The sequence below is a fragment of the Streptomyces hoynatensis genome, from assembly GCF_003626535.1.
GTDB lineage: Bacteria > Actinomycetota > Actinomycetes > Streptomycetales > Streptomycetaceae > Streptomyces > Streptomyces hoynatensis.
In genome coordinates this window covers 270292-285206 of record NZ_RBAL01000001.1, presented here as the reverse complement: position 1 = coordinate 285206, position 14915 = coordinate 270292, and the positions used below count along the sequence as shown (strand labels likewise).

16 protein-coding genes and 1 pseudogene are annotated in these 14915 nt (G+C 73.3%); 8 read left to right on the top strand and 9 right to left on the bottom strand.

What is annotated here, in order from left to right; genetic code table 11:
* Nucleotides 1–38 precede the first annotated feature (38 nt).
* A complete protein-coding gene (locus tag D7294_RS01270; protein WP_338325598.1) occupies nucleotides 39–1280 on the top strand; it encodes a D-alanyl-D-alanine carboxypeptidase family protein in 1242 nt (413 codons plus the stop codon).
* Nucleotides 1281–1344: 64 nt separating this feature from the next.
* Here the strand turns inward: D7294_RS01270 and D7294_RS32725 are convergent.
* The 3 genes and pseudogenes from D7294_RS32725 to trpS all read right to left on the bottom strand — a co-directional run.
* Nucleotides 1345–2103, bottom strand: a pseudogene (locus tag D7294_RS32725) (YihY/virulence factor BrkB family protein); the annotation flags it as partial.
* Between the two features lie 128 nt (nucleotides 2104–2231).
* A complete protein-coding gene (locus tag D7294_RS01260; RefSeq protein WP_120674483.1) occupies nucleotides 2232–2813 on the bottom strand; it encodes a 2'-5' RNA ligase family protein in 582 nt (193 codons plus the stop codon).
* 195 nt (nucleotides 2814–3008) lie between these two features.
* Entirely contained in the window at nucleotides 3009–4034 is a 1026-nt protein-coding gene (trpS, locus tag D7294_RS01255) for a tryptophan--tRNA ligase (protein WP_120674481.1), read from the bottom strand.
* A gap of 394 nt (nucleotides 4035–4428) precedes the next feature.
* Here trpS and D7294_RS01250 point away from each other — a divergent pair, with 394 nt between their 5' ends.
* Complete coding sequence (locus tag D7294_RS01250; protein WP_120674479.1) at nucleotides 4429–5418, top strand: malate dehydrogenase; 990 nt, start codon at nucleotides 4429–4431, stop codon at nucleotides 5416–5418.
* Between the two features lie 114 nt (nucleotides 5419–5532).
* On the top strand, nucleotides 5533–6423 hold the full coding sequence (locus D7294_RS01245; RefSeq protein ID WP_120674477.1) for a glycine betaine ABC transporter substrate-binding protein: 891 nt from the start codon (nucleotides 5533–5535) through the stop codon (nucleotides 6421–6423).
* A gap of 219 nt (nucleotides 6424–6642) precedes the next feature.
* Here the strand turns inward: D7294_RS01245 and D7294_RS01240 are convergent, their stop codons facing one another.
* Both D7294_RS01240 and D7294_RS01235 read right to left on the bottom strand, forming a co-directional pair.
* Nucleotides 6643–7059 (bottom strand): DUF3017 domain-containing protein, encoded by a 417-nt coding sequence (locus D7294_RS01240; protein ID WP_338325597.1) that lies wholly within the window; start codon nucleotides 7057–7059, stop codon nucleotides 6643–6645.
* Nucleotides 7056–7925: a bifunctional methylenetetrahydrofolate dehydrogenase/methenyltetrahydrofolate cyclohydrolase gene (locus D7294_RS01235; protein ID WP_120674475.1), complete on the bottom strand. Its 870-nt coding sequence runs from the start codon at nucleotides 7923–7925 to the stop codon at nucleotides 7056–7058. The genes D7294_RS01240 and D7294_RS01235 overlap by 4 nt, the downstream gene beginning before the upstream one ends.
* A 359-nt stretch (nucleotides 7926–8284) precedes the next feature.
* Between D7294_RS01235 and D7294_RS32720 the strand changes: the two genes are divergently transcribed.
* On the top strand, nucleotides 8285–8944 hold the full coding sequence (locus D7294_RS32720) for a DUF4234 domain-containing protein (protein ID WP_120674473.1): 660 nt from the start codon (nucleotides 8285–8287) through the stop codon (nucleotides 8942–8944).
* Between the two features lie 41 nt (nucleotides 8945–8985).
* Here the strand turns inward: D7294_RS32720 and D7294_RS01225 are convergent, their stop codons facing one another.
* Entirely contained in the window at nucleotides 8986–9195 is a 210-nt protein-coding gene (locus D7294_RS01225) for a DUF397 domain-containing protein (RefSeq protein ID WP_120674471.1), read from the bottom strand.
* Nucleotides 9188–10024: a helix-turn-helix domain-containing protein gene (locus tag D7294_RS01220; RefSeq protein WP_120674469.1), complete on the bottom strand. Its 837-nt coding sequence runs from the start codon at nucleotides 10022–10024 to the stop codon at nucleotides 9188–9190. Before D7294_RS01220 ends, D7294_RS01225 begins: the two co-directional genes overlap by 8 nt.
* 292 nt (nucleotides 10025–10316) lie before the next feature.
* Here D7294_RS01220 and D7294_RS01215 point away from each other — a divergent pair, with 292 nt between their 5' ends.
* The 4 genes from D7294_RS01215 (at nucleotide 10317) to D7294_RS01200 (ending at nucleotide 12444) form a co-directional block, all read left to right on the top strand.
* Nucleotides 10317–10946 carry a hypothetical protein gene (locus D7294_RS01215; protein ID WP_147450748.1) on the top strand — a complete coding sequence of 210 codons (630 nt, stop codon included), beginning with the start codon at nucleotides 10317–10319 and terminating at the stop codon, nucleotides 10944–10946.
* Nucleotides 10947–10992: 46 nt separating this feature from the next.
* Entirely contained in the window at nucleotides 10993–11226 is a 234-nt protein-coding gene (locus tag D7294_RS01210) for a ribbon-helix-helix domain-containing protein (RefSeq protein ID WP_120674465.1), read from the top strand.
* A 322-nt stretch (nucleotides 11227–11548) separates the two neighbouring features.
* Nucleotides 11549–12196, top strand: coding sequence for an HNH endonuclease family protein (locus D7294_RS01205; RefSeq protein WP_241562016.1), 648 nt, complete (start codon nucleotides 11549–11551; stop codon nucleotides 12194–12196).
* Nucleotides 12193–12444 (top strand): hypothetical protein, encoded by a 252-nt coding sequence (locus D7294_RS01200; protein WP_120674461.1) that lies wholly within the window; start codon nucleotides 12193–12195, stop codon nucleotides 12442–12444. Before D7294_RS01205 ends, D7294_RS01200 begins: the two co-directional genes overlap by 4 nt.
* Before the next feature lie 133 nt (nucleotides 12445–12577).
* On the opposite strand, the gene purH is transcribed toward D7294_RS01200, so the two are convergent.
* Nucleotides 12578–14185, bottom strand: coding sequence for a bifunctional phosphoribosylaminoimidazolecarboxamide formyltransferase/IMP cyclohydrolase (gene purH, locus D7294_RS01195; RefSeq protein ID WP_120674459.1), 1608 nt, complete (start codon nucleotides 14183–14185; stop codon nucleotides 12578–12580).
* The gene (gene purN / locus D7294_RS01190) at nucleotides 14182–14820 is read right to left on the bottom strand and encodes a phosphoribosylglycinamide formyltransferase (protein ID WP_120674457.1); all 639 of its coding nucleotides are present in this window, start codon (nucleotides 14818–14820) and stop codon (nucleotides 14182–14184) included. Before purN ends, purH begins: the two co-directional genes overlap by 4 nt.
* Nucleotides 14821–14915: the final 95 nt, after the last annotated feature.

The following is a 14915-nucleotide window of genomic DNA, read 5'->3' as shown; positions in this document are numbered from 1 at the left end:
ATCGTTCGTCCTCTTTTCGGACCTCCGTTCACGCGCTGGTGGCGGCCATAGTCACCCCGGCCCTCGCGCTGCTGCCCGCCATGGCCGCGGCGGAGGGCAGAGCGCCCGAGCCGCCCGAGCACATGTCCACCGTCGGCGGCGAGCTGCTGGGCGAGGTGGGCACCCAGGTGGATCGCGGGCCCGGCGTCCCCGCCCTGCCCGGGGACCTGACCTCGAAGTCGTGGATCGTCGCCGACGCCGAGACGGGCGAGGTGTTCGCCGCCCACAACGCCCACTGGCCGCTGCCGCCGGCGAGCACCCTGAAGATGCTCTTCGCCGACACGGTGATGCCCGGCCTCGACCGGCAGGACGTGTACCGGGCCCGCCCCGAGGACTTCGCCGGGCTCGGCGAGGGGAGCAGCTCGGTCGGCGTGGCGGACGGGCAGACGTACACCGTCGAGGACCTGTGGCACGGCGCGCTGCTCGCCTCGGGCAACGACGCGGTCTACGCGCTCGCCGCGATGAACGGCGGCGTGGAGCGCACGGTCGGCCAGATGAACGCGCGCGCCCGGGAACTCCAGGCGCTGGACACCCACGCGGTCAACCCGGACGGCTACGACGCCGAGGGGCAGACCTCCTCCGCCTACGACCTCACGCTGATCGCCCGGGACGCGATGCTCGACGCCGACTTCCGGGAGTACGTGGCCCTGCCGCGGGCCGACTTCCCCGGCGAGGGCAGCGGCGAGGACCGCGAGACCTACGAGATCCAGAACACCAACCGGCTGCTGGTGGGCGCCCAGGGGCTCGAACCCTACGAGGGCATCGCGGGGGTGAAGAACGGCTACACCACGCAGGCCGGCCACACCTTCACCGGCGTCGCCGAGCGCGACGGGCGCGTGCTGCTGGTGACCGCGATGGCGCCGGACGAGGAGCAGGGCCCGCTGGCCGTCTACCGGGAGGCCGCGGCCCTGCTGGACTGGGGCTTCGCGGCGGCCGGGCAGGCCCGGCCGGTCGGCGAGCTGGTGCCGCCCCGCGACCAGGTTCCGGCGGCCGGGGCCGGGCAGCAGGAGGCGGAGCAGTCCCCGGAGGCGGAGGCCGCCGGGGGGCAGACGGCGAGTTCAGCCGAGAGCGAACAGCCGGTGAGCGGCTTCCTCGTCCTCGCCTTCACCGTGGCGGGTCTGGCGGTGCTGACCCTGGCGGCGTATCTGTTCCACCGTCGCCACCCGCTTCCGTCCCCGGCCGCCCTGCGGTCCCTTCCTGGGCGTCGAGCGCGTCGGCACGAGGACGCTGACGGGGACTGAGCGAGGTGGCGGTCCAGGCGCTGCAGAACAGCAGCAGCTTGGCCATCAGGTTGATCCACACCAGCAGGGCCACCGGCACCCCGAACGCGCCGTACAGGTTGCGGGTGGCCACCTCGGTGAGGTAGCCGCCGATCAGCAGCTTGAGCACCTCGAAGCCGACGGCGCCCAGCAGGCAGGCGAAGGCCACCGAGCGCGGCGGGGGCCGTACCCCGGGCAGCCAGACCAGCACGTAGGACAGCAGCACGTAGGTGACGGCGGTCGCCCCCAGGTAGGCCGCCGTCTGGATGAAGACGCTGCCCGCGCCGTGCCCGGCGAGGGTGCGCACGAAGCTCAGCGCGAAGGCCGAGCCGGTCAGGGACAGCAGGGTGAGCGCGCCGAGCCCCGCCAGCACGCCCACGTCCTTGGCCCGCCGCAGCAGCGGGTTCTCCTCGGGGTCGGGCAGGTCCCACAGCGCCCGCAGGCAGCCGCGCACCGCGTCCACCCAGCTGGCGCCGGTGGGCAGCACCAGGATCAGCGAGACGATGCCGATCGCGTGGGAGTGCGCGAAGACCGCGTGCAGTTCGAGCTGGTCGGAGATGCCGGGCACCTGGTCGGAGATCCAGTCCTGGATCTGCCCCAGCTGGTGGTCGGTGAGCAGCCAGGCGCCGAGCGCGGCGGCCAGGCCGAGCACCGGGAACAGCGTGACGAAGCTGGTGAAGGTGATCGCCGCGGCCAGCCGGGTCCAGGCCCGCTCGTCCAGATGCCGGTAGACCCGCCACACGCGGCTGCGGAAGAACCGCGTGAACAACGGGCCGATCCAGGGCAGCCGGGTCAGCCAATCCATCCTGTCCACGCTACGGTCGGCGCCGCGGCGACGCGCGCCGCGCGGCGACGGCGGCCACGCACCGTGACCGGCAGGGGACGGCCCCCCCGCACCGGGCGCCTTCCCCGGCCCGGCGCTCCCATGCGGCCTCAGGCGGCCTCGGGGGCCGCGCGCTCCAGCGCGGAGCCGGCCGGGCCGCCCGCGGGCCCGGCCGGGAAGCGGAACTCCCGGCGCTGCTGCCAGACCCCGGCGCCGTCCTGCTCGTACAGCGAGAAGCCGCCCACGGTCCAGGCCGCCTCGTACCCGGCGAGCTCGGCCTGCGCGCGGTCCATCGCCTCCTCGGCGATGCCGTGCGCGACGGTGACGTGCGGGTGGTAGGGGAAGGGCAGCTCGCGGGCGAGCGGGCCGCCCTTCTCGCGCACCCGCTCCTGGAGCCGGCCGCACTCCCGGCCGCCCTCGGCGACCCGGACGAAGACGACGGGCGTGAGCGGCCGGAAGGTGCCGGTGCCGGAAAGCCGCAGGGGGAAGGGGCGGCCCGCGGCGGCGATCGCCGCGAGGTGGTCCTCGATCAGCGGGCGGGCCGCCGCCTCGACCTCGGTGGGCGGCAGCAGGGTGACGTGGGTGGGGATGCCCGCCGCGGCGGCGTCGCCGAAGCCGAGGCGGCGGCGTTGCAGTCCGCTGCCGAACGGCTCGGGGACCGCGATCGACACGCCGAGCGTCACCGTCCCCACGACAGGTCCTCCTTCGTCCTCGCCTCTCTCCCGGCCCCGTACGGGGCCTGCTTTCCCGGCCCCCGTACGGGGGCCTCTTCCCCGGCTTCCCCGGCTCCCCGGCTCCCCGGCCTCGGCACGGGGCCTTCCTCCCGCGCGCCGGGACGCCGCTCCGGCGGGCCGCCCCGCCCGGGGGCCCGCCCGCGGTGGCCTCGGTCAGGAGCCGGCCGGCAGGAAGCCCACCCGGTCCATGACCTTCGCCAGGGTCGGGGCGGCGACCGCCCTGGCCTTCTCGGCGCCCCTGGCCAGCAGCCGGTCGAGCTCGGCCGGGTCGTCGAGGAACTGCCGGGTGCGGTCCCTGAAGGGCGTCACCCACTCCGCGAAGACCTCGGCGAGCTCCGTCTTCAGCGCGCCGTACAGCCGCCCGGCGAACTTCTCCTCGACCTCGGCCACGCCTATCCCGGTCAGCGCGGAGTAGATGGACAGCAGGTTGCTGACGCCCGGCTTGGCCTCGGGGTCGTAGCGGATCACGGTGTCCGTGTCGGTGACCGCGCTGCGCAGCTTCTTCGCCGAGGTCTTCGGCTCGTCCATCAGCCAGACGATGCCCTTGGCCGAGGAGGCCGACTTGCTCATCTTGACCGCGGGGTCCTGGAGGTCGTAGATCTTCGCCGCGTCCTTGAGGATGTAGGCGCCGGGCACCGTGAACGTCTCCCCGAAGCGCCCGTTGAACCGCACGGCGAGGTCGCGGGTGAGCTCGATGTGCTGCCGCTGGTCCTCGCCCACCGGCACCTCGCGGGCGTGGTAGAGCAGGATGTCGGCGGCCTGCAGGACCGGGTAGGTGAAGAGGCCGACGGTGGTGCTCTCCGCGCCCTGCCTGGCCGACTTGTCCTTGAACTGCGTCATCCGCGCGGCCTCGCCGAAGCCCGTCACGCAGTTGAGCACCCAGGCCAGCTGGGCGTGCTCCGGCACCTGGCTCTGCACGAACAGCGTGCAGCGCTCGGGGTCGAGGCCGGCGCCGAGCAGCTGGGCGGCGGCCAGCCTGGTGGCCTCGCGCAGCGCCGCCGGGTCCTGCGGGACCGTGATCGCGTGCAGGTCGACGACCGAGTAGAAGGCGTCGTGCGTCTCCTGGAGCGCCACCCACTGGCGCACGGCACCCAGGTAGTTGCCCAGGTGGAACGAGCCTGCGGTGGGCTGGATGCCGGAGAGAACCCGGAGCCGCTCTGTGGGGCGTTCGGTGGCCATGCCATCCATTGTCTCAGGTCCCTCCGACAGCCCATCCCGCCCGGCGCACCGCCCCGCGCGCACCGCCGGACCCGGCGGGTGAACGGCTCCGCGCGCCCCCCGGCACACGGCCGCCGTGCCCCCCGGCGCACGGCCGGCGCGGCCCCCGGCGCACCGCCACCGCGCCCCCCGGCGCACGGCCGGCGCGGCCCCCGCCGCACGGCCGCCGTGCCGCCGCCCCGGCGCAGGTGGGCCGGGGGCCTTCGGCTAATCTGGCGTGGACCGGCCGACACTGTCTCGACTGTCCGATATTTCCCCTATATTTCCCCCACCGCGCACCTGATCCGCCGCCTGAGCCCGGTGCCGGATCGGTGCCCGACTCACGTCCGAACTCTCCGACTTCGGAAGGCCACTCATGCCCCGCACTCCTGTCACCGTCACCGTTACCGGCGCGGCCGGCCAGATCGGCTACGCCCTCCTGTTCCGGGTCGCCTCCGGCCAGTTGCTCGGTCCCGACACCCCGGTCAGGCTGCGGCTGCTGGAGATCACCCCGGCCCTCTCCGCGGCGGAGGGCACCGCGATGGAGCTCGACGACTGCGCCTTCCCGCTGCTCGCGGGCATCGACATCACCGACGACCCGGCCACCGCGTTCGACGGCACCAACGTGGCGCTGCTGGTGGGCGCCAGGCCGCGGACCAAGGGCATGGAGCGCGGGGACCTGCTGGAGGCCAACGGCGGCATCTTCAAGCCGCAGGGCAGGGCGATCAACGACCACGCCGCCGACGACGTCAAGGTCCTCGTCGTGGGCAACCCGGCCAACACGAACGCCCTGATCGCCAGGGCCGCCGCCCCGGACGTGCCGGCCGAGCGGTTCACCGCCATGACCCGCCTCGACCACAACCGCGCGCTCACCCAGCTGGCCAGGAAGACCGGCGCGAGCGTGAGCGACATCCGCCGCCTGACGATCTGGGGCAACCACTCGGCCACCCAGTACCCGGACATCTTCCACGCGGAGGTCGCGGGCAAGAACGCGGCCGAGGCCGTGGGCGACGAGACCTGGCTGGCCGAGGAGTTCATCCCGACCGTGGCCAAGCGCGGCGCGGCCATCATCGAGGCCAGGGGCGCCTCCTCGGCCGCCTCCGCGGCCAACGCCGCCGTCGACCACGTCCACACCTGGGTGCACGGCACCCCCGAGGGCGACTGGACCTCCATGGCCGTCGTCTCGGACGGCTCCTACGGCGTGCCCGAGGGCCTCATCTCCTCCTTCCCGGTCACCACCGCGAACGGCTCCTGGCAGATCGTCCAGGGCCTGGAGATCAACGAGTTCTCCCGGCCCCGGATCGACGCCTCCGTGCAGGAGCTGATCGACGAGCGCGAGGCCGTATCCGGGCTCGGACTGATCTGACAGACTGCTCCCGCAGCACACGCGCAGCACCGGTGGCCCCAGACCTGACGTCGGGGCCACGCTGCGTTCGCCGTGTGCGCCGCGTACGCCGTCACGGCCTAAGGAACCCACAGCATGCGCCCTCGCATACGTCATCCGCTGCTCGCCGGGTTGGGCGCCCTGAGCCTGGTCGCGCTCAGCGCGTGCAGCCTGGCCGACGGGGTGGTCGGCACCGACGACGAGCCCGAGCCGGTCACGCTCGCCGTCCCCTCCTGGCCAGGGGGGCAGGCGAACGTCGCCGTGGTGGCGTACGTGCTGGAGAACGAGCTCGGCATCCCGGTGGAGCGGGTGGAGACCGATCAGCAGAGCGCCTGGGACGCCCTCGGCGACGGCAGCGTGCAGGCGATCCTGGAGGACTGGGGGGCGGTGCCGGAGCGGCGCGAGCTGCACGTCGAGCGCAAGGAGGACGTCGTGGACGCCGGGCCGCTCGGCATCACCGGGCACGTCGGCTGGTTCGTGCCCACGGCCTGGGCCGAGGAGCACCCCGAGGTCCTCGACTGGCGCAACCTCAACGAGTTCGCGGACCAGCTGGGCGGGCAAGTGCTGCACGGCGACCCGGAGTTCGCCACCAGGGACGAGGCGATCATCGAGGACCTCGGTCTTGACTACCGCACCGTGGCCACGGGCAGCGAGGAATCCCTCGAAGAGCAGATAGCCGAGGCCGGCCGCGACGGCCGGCCGCTGCTGACGTACCTGTGGCAGCCGCACTGGCTGACCGGCCGGGTGGGGCTCTCCGAGGTGGAGCTGCCCTCCTACTATCCGCGCATTCAGCTGCGCAAATACCTCAACGCCGACTTCGCCGACGAGGGCGGCGAGGCCGCCGACTTCCTGCGCGCCTTCTCCTGGACGGCCGAGGACCAGGACTACGTGGCCGAGCTGATCGCCGGGGAGGGGATGACCCCCACCGCCGCCGCGGAGGAGTGGGTCGGCGGCCACCAGGCAACGGTGGCCGCCTGGCTCCGCTGAACCTCCGCTTGCCGCTCCCTCCGCCGCTTCGCCTCGTGCCGCACGGCGACTGCCGCGCGGCGCTTGCCGCTCGATCTCCCGCACGGCGCATGGCGCTCGGCGCCTGCCGCCCGGCCTTGCGTCTGCCGCCCGGCACCCGCCGCTTCGCCCGCCAGGCGGCGCCCGGCTCGCCGGAGGGGGGCGTCCGGCCGTGGGGGCCCGGGCATGGCCACCCGGGGGCTAACCGCCCGCGGAGAACCTCAACAGGTCGTTCAGGATGGGCACTTCGAGCCAGGGATCGGGCTCGGCCATCAGGGTGAAGAGCACGATCGCCCCGCCGAGCACGCCGTAGGTCAGCAGGTCGGTGAAGCGGGAGCGCACCGCGAGCATGCCCACGGCGGGCAGCCAGCCGCGCAGCACCCCGCCCCCGAGCAGGGCGCAGCCGACGATCAGCAGCCCGATCCTGAAGTCGCTCAGCGCCACCAGCAGCCCGAGCAGCGTCGTCCCGAGCACCGCGAGCAGGGGCCACTGGCGGATCGGCGCCGGCGCCTCGCCGCCCGCCGTCCGCTGCCCGCCCTCGGGCCTGGCGGTGTCGCGCGTGCGGTACTTCTCCGGCACGAGCCAGCGGTCGCGCCAGGCGGCGCCCGCGGCCCTCACTCGGCCACCGCCGGGGCGGCGGCGCGTTCCGCGGCCTCCACGACGTTCTGCAGCAGCATGGCGCGGGTCATCGGGCCGACGCCGCCGGGGTTGGGCGAGAGCCAGCCCGCCACCTCGGCCACGCCCGGGTGCACGTCGCCCACGATCCTGCCCTGTTCGTCCCTGCTGACGCCGACGTCGAGCACGGCCGCCCCCGGCTTCACGTCCTCCGGCTTCACCAGGTGCGGTACGCCGGCCGCGGCCACGATGATGTCGGCGCGCCGCAGGTGCGCGGCCAGGTCGCGGGTCCCGGTGTGGACCTGGGTCACGGTGGCGTTCTCGGTGCGGCGGGTGAGCAGCAGCGGCAGCGAGCGCCCCACGGTGACCCCGCGGCCCACGACGACGACGTCGGCGCCCGCCAGGGGAACCTCGTAGCGGCGCAGCAGGGTGATGATGCCGTTCGGGGTGCAGGGCAGCGGGCCCGGCTCGCCCAGCACCAGGAGGCCCAGGTTCGTGGGGTGCAGGCCGTCGGCGTCCTTGGCGGGGTCGATCAGCCGCAGGACGCGGTTGACGTCGATGCCGCGCGGCAGCGGCAGCTGCACCAGGTAGCCGGTGCAGGCGGGGTCCTCGTTCAGCTCGGCGACGACCGCCTCGATCTCGGCCTGGGTCGCGGTGGCCGGGAGCTCGCGCTGGATGGAGGCGATGCCGACGGCGGCGCAGTCGCGGTGCTTGCCCGCGACGTACTTCTGGCTGCCCACGTCGTCGCCCACGAGCAGCGTGCCGAGCCCGGGCGTGAGGCCGCGTTCTTTGAGGACCTCGACCCGGGCACTCAGCCCGGACTTGATCGCCGCGGCGGTGGCCTTGCCATCGAGAGTCTTCGCGCTCATGCCCCCATCCTCGCGGATACCGGCGCGGGCCGCGCAATCCGGGGGCCCGCGCCGCGGCGCGTTCCGTCACCGCCGGATCACCGTGCTGTCACACGAAGCACCCACTACGCCACAGTCATGTCATCCGACTGGACAGCGGGCCCGCCGGAAGGGTCGAATAGCACGCCGGGCAACTCGGGGGGAAGACACGCGCGTCCGTGGAACACACGCACGCCTGCGGCGGCTTCACCCCGGCCGGGCCATGGCCCCTCCCGTGCCGCGCCTTCCCGGCGGGCACGGACGGCCCGGCACCGCGGCGCGAAGCAGCGCCCGGGCGGTGCCCGACGCCATCGACCGAATCACAGTCAAGGAGCTCCACCGTGAGCAATTACCAGACGCCTCCCGGCCCCCAGGGGGTGCCTGCACAGGGCGGGCAGCCGGGGCCCTACCCGCAGGCCCCGGGGCAGCCCGGCCCGTACCAGGCGCCGGGCCAGCCGGGGCCCTACGCCCAGCCGGGCCAGCCGGGCCCGTACGCCCCCGGCCCGCAGCAGGCGGGGCCGCAGGCCGGCCAGGGCGGCTACCCGCCCGCCCCCTACCCGGGCGCCCCGGGCCAGCCGGGCCTGCCCGCGCAGCCGGTCGGCTTCGGCCTCGCCATGAAGCGCCGCAGCCCCGCGGCCGCCTGGATCGGCCTGCCGCTCATCACCTTCGGCATCTACCGGATCGTCTGGTACTACAAGATCAACAAGGAGCTGAAGGAGTACGACCAGCGGGTGGAGGTCAACCCCGGCATGGCCGTGGTGACCATCCTGTTCGGCATCTTCCTGATCATTCCGCCGTTCGTCTCGCTCTACAACACCGGCAAGCGCATAGCCCAGGCCCAGCGCTCCGCGGGCCTCGCGCAGACCTGCAGCCCCGTGGTCGGCCTGCTGCTGATGTTCCTGTGGGGCCTCGGCGCGCTGTACTACCAGGTCGAGCTGAACAAGATCATCGACCACTACAACGCCCCGCCCCAGGGCACCCAGGTCCCCCTCGCCGTCTGAGGGGCCGCTCCGCGGGTTTCCGGACACACGACTGCGCCCCGTCACGCGCGGAGTCGGTCGTTGACGGCGGCGCCGACGAACGCGCGCCACGCGGCGCCTGGCACCGTGAGGACCGGCCCGCGGCTCTGGTTCTTGGTGTCGCGCATGGCCACGGCCCCGGACAGCGCGGCGACCTCGATGCACTGACTCCCGTTGCCGCTGTACGAGGACGTGGCCCACTTCAGCCCGGGGGCCCGGTTCAGGTCAGACATTCTTCAGGTGCTCCTCACGGATAGCGCACAGCAGATTGAGCGAATCACGAGGCGACAGCGCGTGCGCCCGCATGCGCTCGTGCACGCGCGCGGCTTCGGCCGTCACGGCAGCCTCTTGATACAGCCTGCCCCCGCGCGGGCCGTCTGCCCACACGCTTGTTGCGGTTTCGTCGGAGAAGGTGAGGAGAGTGAAGGCGGACATGTGCACGCCGTGGGCCCCGGCCCCGAACGGCATGACCTGAAAATCGACGCCGGGCGACTCGGCGTACCGTGCGAGGCTGGCGAGTTGATCGGCCATGACCCTTGGACCCCCCACTACAGCACGTAGCGCGGCCTCGTAAACGACCAGCCAGATCTCGGGGGGAGGGTCCGCCCGGTCGAGCTTTTCGCGCCGCCGCAGCCGTTCGGCGGCCTTCAGTGCGATGCTTTCCGCCGTATCTCGCGGATATCCGGCGCGGAAGATCGCGCGCGCGTACGCGTCTGTCTGCGCGAACCCGACAAGGCAGTGCACCGACCAGTCGAAGATGCGGGCGGCCTGGGGTTCAAGCCTGAGATAGGGAGCGAACCAGGCAGGCGGGTCCAGATTGCTGATCCTGCGGCGCAACCGCCGGAAGAGTCCGTTCGTGCCGAACACCTCGTCGCAGCGTTCGGCGAACCGGTCACTCGGCATCTGTACGCCATGCTCGACCTTGGACACATAGAACCGGCTGTATCCCGTCGCGTCCGCGAGATGCCTTTGCTTGATCTTGCGCGACTCGCGCGCGGCCAGCACCTCGATACCGAAAGCGGCGAGGTCACTCACCTCGTCGCCTGCGATGCGCTCGCCCATACCCCCACCTGCGCCTTTATCCGTCCGTCCACGCGTGCAAGGTGAGTAACCTCCGCTCACCCCTGCTGACGGTAGCAGCGCGGGTGTTGTCTGGGTAACCGGCAGCGCACGGACCGTGCTTGCCCTGGGAGGTCGAAGTACAGCAGGTGATGCCCATGTCCACACCCCCGCGCCCCGGGAACGAGTCCCCAAGTGACCCGCGCCCTACCGCTCAGGAACTCGCGCAGTTGCGCAGAAGGGTTGCCGAGTTGACCGAGGCGATCCGGAGGCATCTCGGAGACAGGAAGACATCGTGAACGAGGCCATGTCCGGCGTGATGACCTGGGGTCCCCGGGGGCTGCCTGTCCCCTGGGTCACCCGGTGGAGCGGTGAACCGGTGCTCGCGGGTGGGCCGTTGACGTTGCGGCCCGACCGGCAGGGGCTGGCCTACCGGGACGAGAGGGCCGGGGAGCGGGACCGGCACGGGGTGTTGTGGGCGCGGGTCGGGCAGGCCCCGGGCAGCGGGCGGCCCGACTACCGCGTGATGCATCCCGTCCGGCAGCGGCAGGCCATGCTGGAGCGGCGCTGCCAGGTCTGCTCAGGACCCGCCGACCGCAACGCGAAGGGCTGGCTGTTCGCCGTCCGCCGCCCCGAGGCGGCCGAGGACATGCCGGGCTGGCCCGAAGGGCTGCTGTGCACGAAGCCACCGGTCTGCCGGCCGTGCGCGCGCCTCGCGGCGCGGCACTGCCCCTATCTGGGCGAGCCCGTGTACGTGCGCGCGCGCAAGCCCCGCGTCTGGGGCGTGTTCGGCGGAATCTTCGACCCGCACCTGGCCCCCGGCCCCGACGACTACCTCCCCTACGGCCACCCGGCCGCGCCCTTCTTCCTCGCCAACCAGCTCGTCGTCGAACTCACCCGCACCACCCGCGAACCAGCGCCATAGCGCTGCCCGCCTATGTCCCAGCGCGGTGCACGAGTAAGAGTGGTGCATGCCCATGCAGCGAACGAACGTATACGCCGACCCCGAAGACCTCGCGCTGATCAAGGAAGGCGCTGCCCGCCTCGGAGTGCCCGAGGCCGAGATTCTGCGCCGGGGCATCCATATCGCCGCCATGTCCGTGCGCACCTGGGACACCCCCTTTGCGGACGATGACGACCTGATCGACCTGGGTGACCCGGTCACCGAGGACGACGCCCGGGCCACGCCCTCCAGGTGGGCGTGACCAAGGCCAGCAAGGCGGTCCGCGCCCGGTGAGCGCCCCCGCTCCGCACGCGCGCCCGGGCGGCTCCGGCGCGTGGGGTGGGCGTGCGGGTGGGGGGTTCGCCTCTGCCGGTTGTGGGCGGGGGGTCACGATCGGGCATGCTCGCGTCACTTCGGGTAAGCGGAACATCAGGTAATCCCCACCCTCCCCCCGGAGGTACCTGATGGCTCACCCGGACCCCCACACCGCCGGGCCCCGCCAGGGCCCGCACCCCCACGACGCCGCCAAGCCCCACGCCGCCGCCGGACCCCGTCGCGGTCAACGGGTGCGTGGTGCGCGGCTGTTGCTGCTGGTCGGGGGCTGCGTGAGCGTGCTGCTCGGCACGTTGCTCGCGCGGCCCGTCGGGGCGAGTCCGCCCGGCATTCCCGACCCGGAGACCGCCCGCGCCGAACTCGCCGAGCTCGCCACGGCCCCCGAGGGCTCGATGGCCGGGTACGCGCGCGAGCGCTTCCCGCACTGGATCACCACCGACGGCTGCACCACCAGGCAGTGGGTGCTGCGCCGCGACGGCGAGGGGGTGGAGGTGGACGAGGACTGCCGGCCCACCTCGGGTACCTGGCACAGCCCCTACGACGGGGCGACCCTGGACGCCCCCTCCGAGGTGGACATCGACCACGTGGTGCCGCTCGCCGAGTCCTGGCGCTCCGGCGCCGCCGGCTGGACCGAGGACCGGCGCCGTTCGTTCGCCAACGACCTGGAGAACCCGCAGCTGATCGCCGTCAGCGCCGCCGCCAACCGGTCCAAGGGCGACCAGGACCCGGCCGACTGGCAGCCGGTCGAGGAGTCCTACCACTGCACCTACGCCGCGATGTGGATCGACGTGAAGTACGAGTGGGGGCTGACGGTCGACGAGGAGGAGCGGGCCGCCCTTCAGGACATGCTCGGCGCCTGCGGACCGGCGGGCGGCGATTCCGGTATCAGTGAGTCATGAGCGAGAGGTATTCCGTCTTCACCCCGCCCCGCGGCGGGGTGATGACCAAGGAGGTCGGCGTCATCACCGGCGAGTTGGAGCTGTATACGACCGCGGCCGAGGACGGCGCCCTGACGATGCGCATCCGCTACGCGGGCGCCGACGAGTGGTACACGGTGGACGGCGGCCCCTGGCGGCTGCACGACGCGCGCGATCACGAGGTCGTCCACGAGGTCGTCGTCGGCCTGCTCGACCGGCCGCAGCCCTGAACGCCCCGGGCCCCGCCGCCTCCCCGGGGGAGGGGCAGGGCCCGTGCGTGCGCCGTCCGCGGAGGGCGGGGGCGCCCGGTGGTGTTGCCGAACGCGCCGGGGGGCGGCGGGAGTTCGCCCCCGGCGGCGGCGTTCAGTGGTAGAAGTGCCTGGTTCCGGTGAGGTAGAGGGTGACTCCGGCCTTCTCCGCCGCCTCGATCACCAGTTTGTCGCGGATCGAGCCGCCGGGCTGGGCGACGGCCCTGACGCCGGCCTCGGCCAGCACCTCGAAGCCGTCGGGGAAGGGGAAGAAGGCGTCGGAGGCCGCGTAGGAGCCCGCGGCGCGCTCCGCGCCTGCCCGCCGCACCGCGAGCCGCGCCGAGTCGACCCGGTTCACCTGGCCCATGCCCACGCCGACGGTGGCGCCGTCCTTGGCCAGCAGGATGGCGTTCGACTTCACCGCGCGGCAGGCGCGCCAGGCGAAGGCGAGTTCGGCCAGCTCCTCCGCGGACAGCGCCTCCCCCGCGGCCAGTTGCCAGCTCGCCGGGTCGTCGCCCGGCGCCTGGAGCCGGTCGGTGACCTGCATCAGCGCGCCGCCGTCCACCGGCCGCAGCTCGGTGCGCGCCGCGGGGCCCTCGGGGCAGCGCAGCACGCGGATGTTCTTCTTGCGGGTCAGCGCCTCAAGGGCGCCGTCCTCGTAGTCCGGGGCGACGATGACCTCGGTGAAGATGTCGGCGACCTGCTCGGCGAGCGCCGCGGAGACCGGCCGGTTGACCGCGATGACGCCGCCGTAGGCGGAGAGCGGGTCGCAGGCGTGGGCCTTGCGGTGGGCCTCGGCGACGTCGGCGCCGACGGCGATCCCGCAGGGGTTGCTGTGCTTGATGATCGCCACGCAGGGCCGGTCGTGGTCCCAGGCGGCGCGGTGCGCGGCCTCGGTGTCCACGTAGTTGTTGTATGACATCTCCTTGCCGTGCAGCTGCTCGGCCGCGGCCAGGCCCCGGCCGCTGCCGTCGGTGTAGAGGGCGGCGGCCTGGTGCGGGTTCTCGCCGTAGCGCAGCACCCGGTCCAGGGTGAAGGTCAGGTTCGCGTGGGCCGCGAAGGGCTGGTCCGCCGTGGTGTCGAGCTCCGCGAACCAGCCCGCCACCGCCGCGTCGTACTCGGCGGTGTGCTGGAACGCCCGGGCGGCCAGGCCGCGCCGCTCGGCGAGGGTGAAGCCGCCGGCCGCCACCGCGGCGAGCAGCGTCTCGTAGTGGCCCGGGTCCACGACCACGGCCACCGAGGGGTGGTTCTTCGCGGCGGCGCGGACCATCGAGGGGCCGCCGATGTCGATCTGCTCCACGCACTCGTCCCGCGTGGCGCCCGAGGCGACCGTCTCGCGGAAGGGGTACAGGTTGGCGACCACGAGCTCGAAGGGCTCGATGCCCAGCTCGTCCAGCTGCCCGCGGTGGCTCTCCAGGCGCTGGTCGGCGAGCAGGCCGGCGTGCACGCGGGGGTGCAGCGTCTTCACCCGCCCGTCGAGCACCTCGGGGAAGCCGGTGAGCTCCTCCACCGGGGTCACCGGCACCCCGGCCGCGGCGATCACGCGCGCGGTGGAGCCGGTGGACACCAGGCGCACGCCCGCCGCGTGCAGGCCCCGGGCCAGCTCTTCGAGGCCGGTCTTGTCGTACACGCTGATCAGGGCCCGGCGCACCGGGCGCCGCGTTGCCTCGGCGGACTGGTCCGCTGTCTCCTCCGCGCCTGGCGCGCCGCCTTGGACGGTCACGGGATATACACCTTTCGTCCCTCGATGTGGTAGCCGTGCCGGGCAATCCGGCCCACGACCTCGACGAGCAGCCGTCGCTCGACTTCCTTGATCCGCTCGTGGAGCGAGATCTCGTCGTCCTCGTCCCGGATCTCCACCGCCTCCTGGGCGATGATCGGACCGGAGTCGACACCGGCGTCGACGAAGTGGACGGTGCACCCGGTGACCTTGGCGCCGTGCGCGAGCGCGTCACGCACGCCGTGCGCCCCGGGGAAGCTGGGGAGCAGGGCCGGGTGGGTGTTGATGAACCTGCCGCCGAAAGCGGCCAGGAAATCCGCTCCCACGATCTTCATGAACCCGGCGGAGACCACCAGGTCGGGGCGGTGGGCGGCGACCGAGTCGGTGAGCGCCCGGTCCCAGTCCACCCGGGTGGCGTGGTCCCGCACCCGCTGGACGAAGGTCGGCAGCCCCGCGCGCTCGGCGCGCCGCAGCCCCTCGATGCCGTCCCGGTCGGCGCCCACGGCGACCACCTCGGCCCCGTAGCCCCGCGGTCCTTGCGCCGCGACGGCGTCGAGGATCGCCTGGAGATTCGTTCCGGAACCCGAGACGAGGACAACGAGGCGCGCCGGGGACGTCGGCTCGGGGACAGAGGCCACGACGAGGTCTTTCTTCAACTGGTCCCGAAGGACCGCGTGCGGGAGGCACCGGCAACGATACCGGCACGCCCCACTCCCCCCGTCCCGTGGGGCGG

Bases quoted from the DNA above. Each gene is read 5' to 3' on its own strand.
- D7294_RS01220 (WP_120674469.1), bottom strand. From the start codon at position 10,024: ATGGGCGAGCGCATCGCAGGCGACGAGGTGAGTGACCTCGCCGCTTTC.
- D7294_RS01225 (WP_120674471.1), bottom strand. From the start codon at position 9,195: ATGTCTGACCTGAACCGGGCCCCCGGGCTGAAGTGGGCCACGTCCTCG.
- D7294_RS01250 (WP_120674479.1), top strand. From the start codon at position 4,429: ATGCCCCGCACTCCTGTCACCGTCACCGTTACCGGCGCGGCCGGCCAG.
- D7294_RS01210 (WP_120674465.1), top strand. From the start codon at position 10,993: ATGCCCATGCAGCGAACGAACGTATACGCCGACCCCGAAGACCTCGCG.
- trpS (WP_120674481.1), bottom strand. From the start codon at position 4,034: ATGGCCACCGAACGCCCCACAGAGCGGCTCCGGGTTCTCTCCGGCATC.
- D7294_RS01245 (WP_120674477.1), top strand. From the start codon at position 5,533: ATGCGCCCTCGCATACGTCATCCGCTGCTCGCCGGGTTGGGCGCCCTG.
- D7294_RS01200 (WP_120674461.1), top strand. From the start codon at position 12,193: ATGAGCGAGAGGTATTCCGTCTTCACCCCGCCCCGCGGCGGGGTGATG.
- D7294_RS01235 (WP_120674475.1), bottom strand. From the start codon at position 7,925: ATGAGCGCGAAGACTCTCGATGGCAAGGCCACCGCCGCGGCGATCAAG.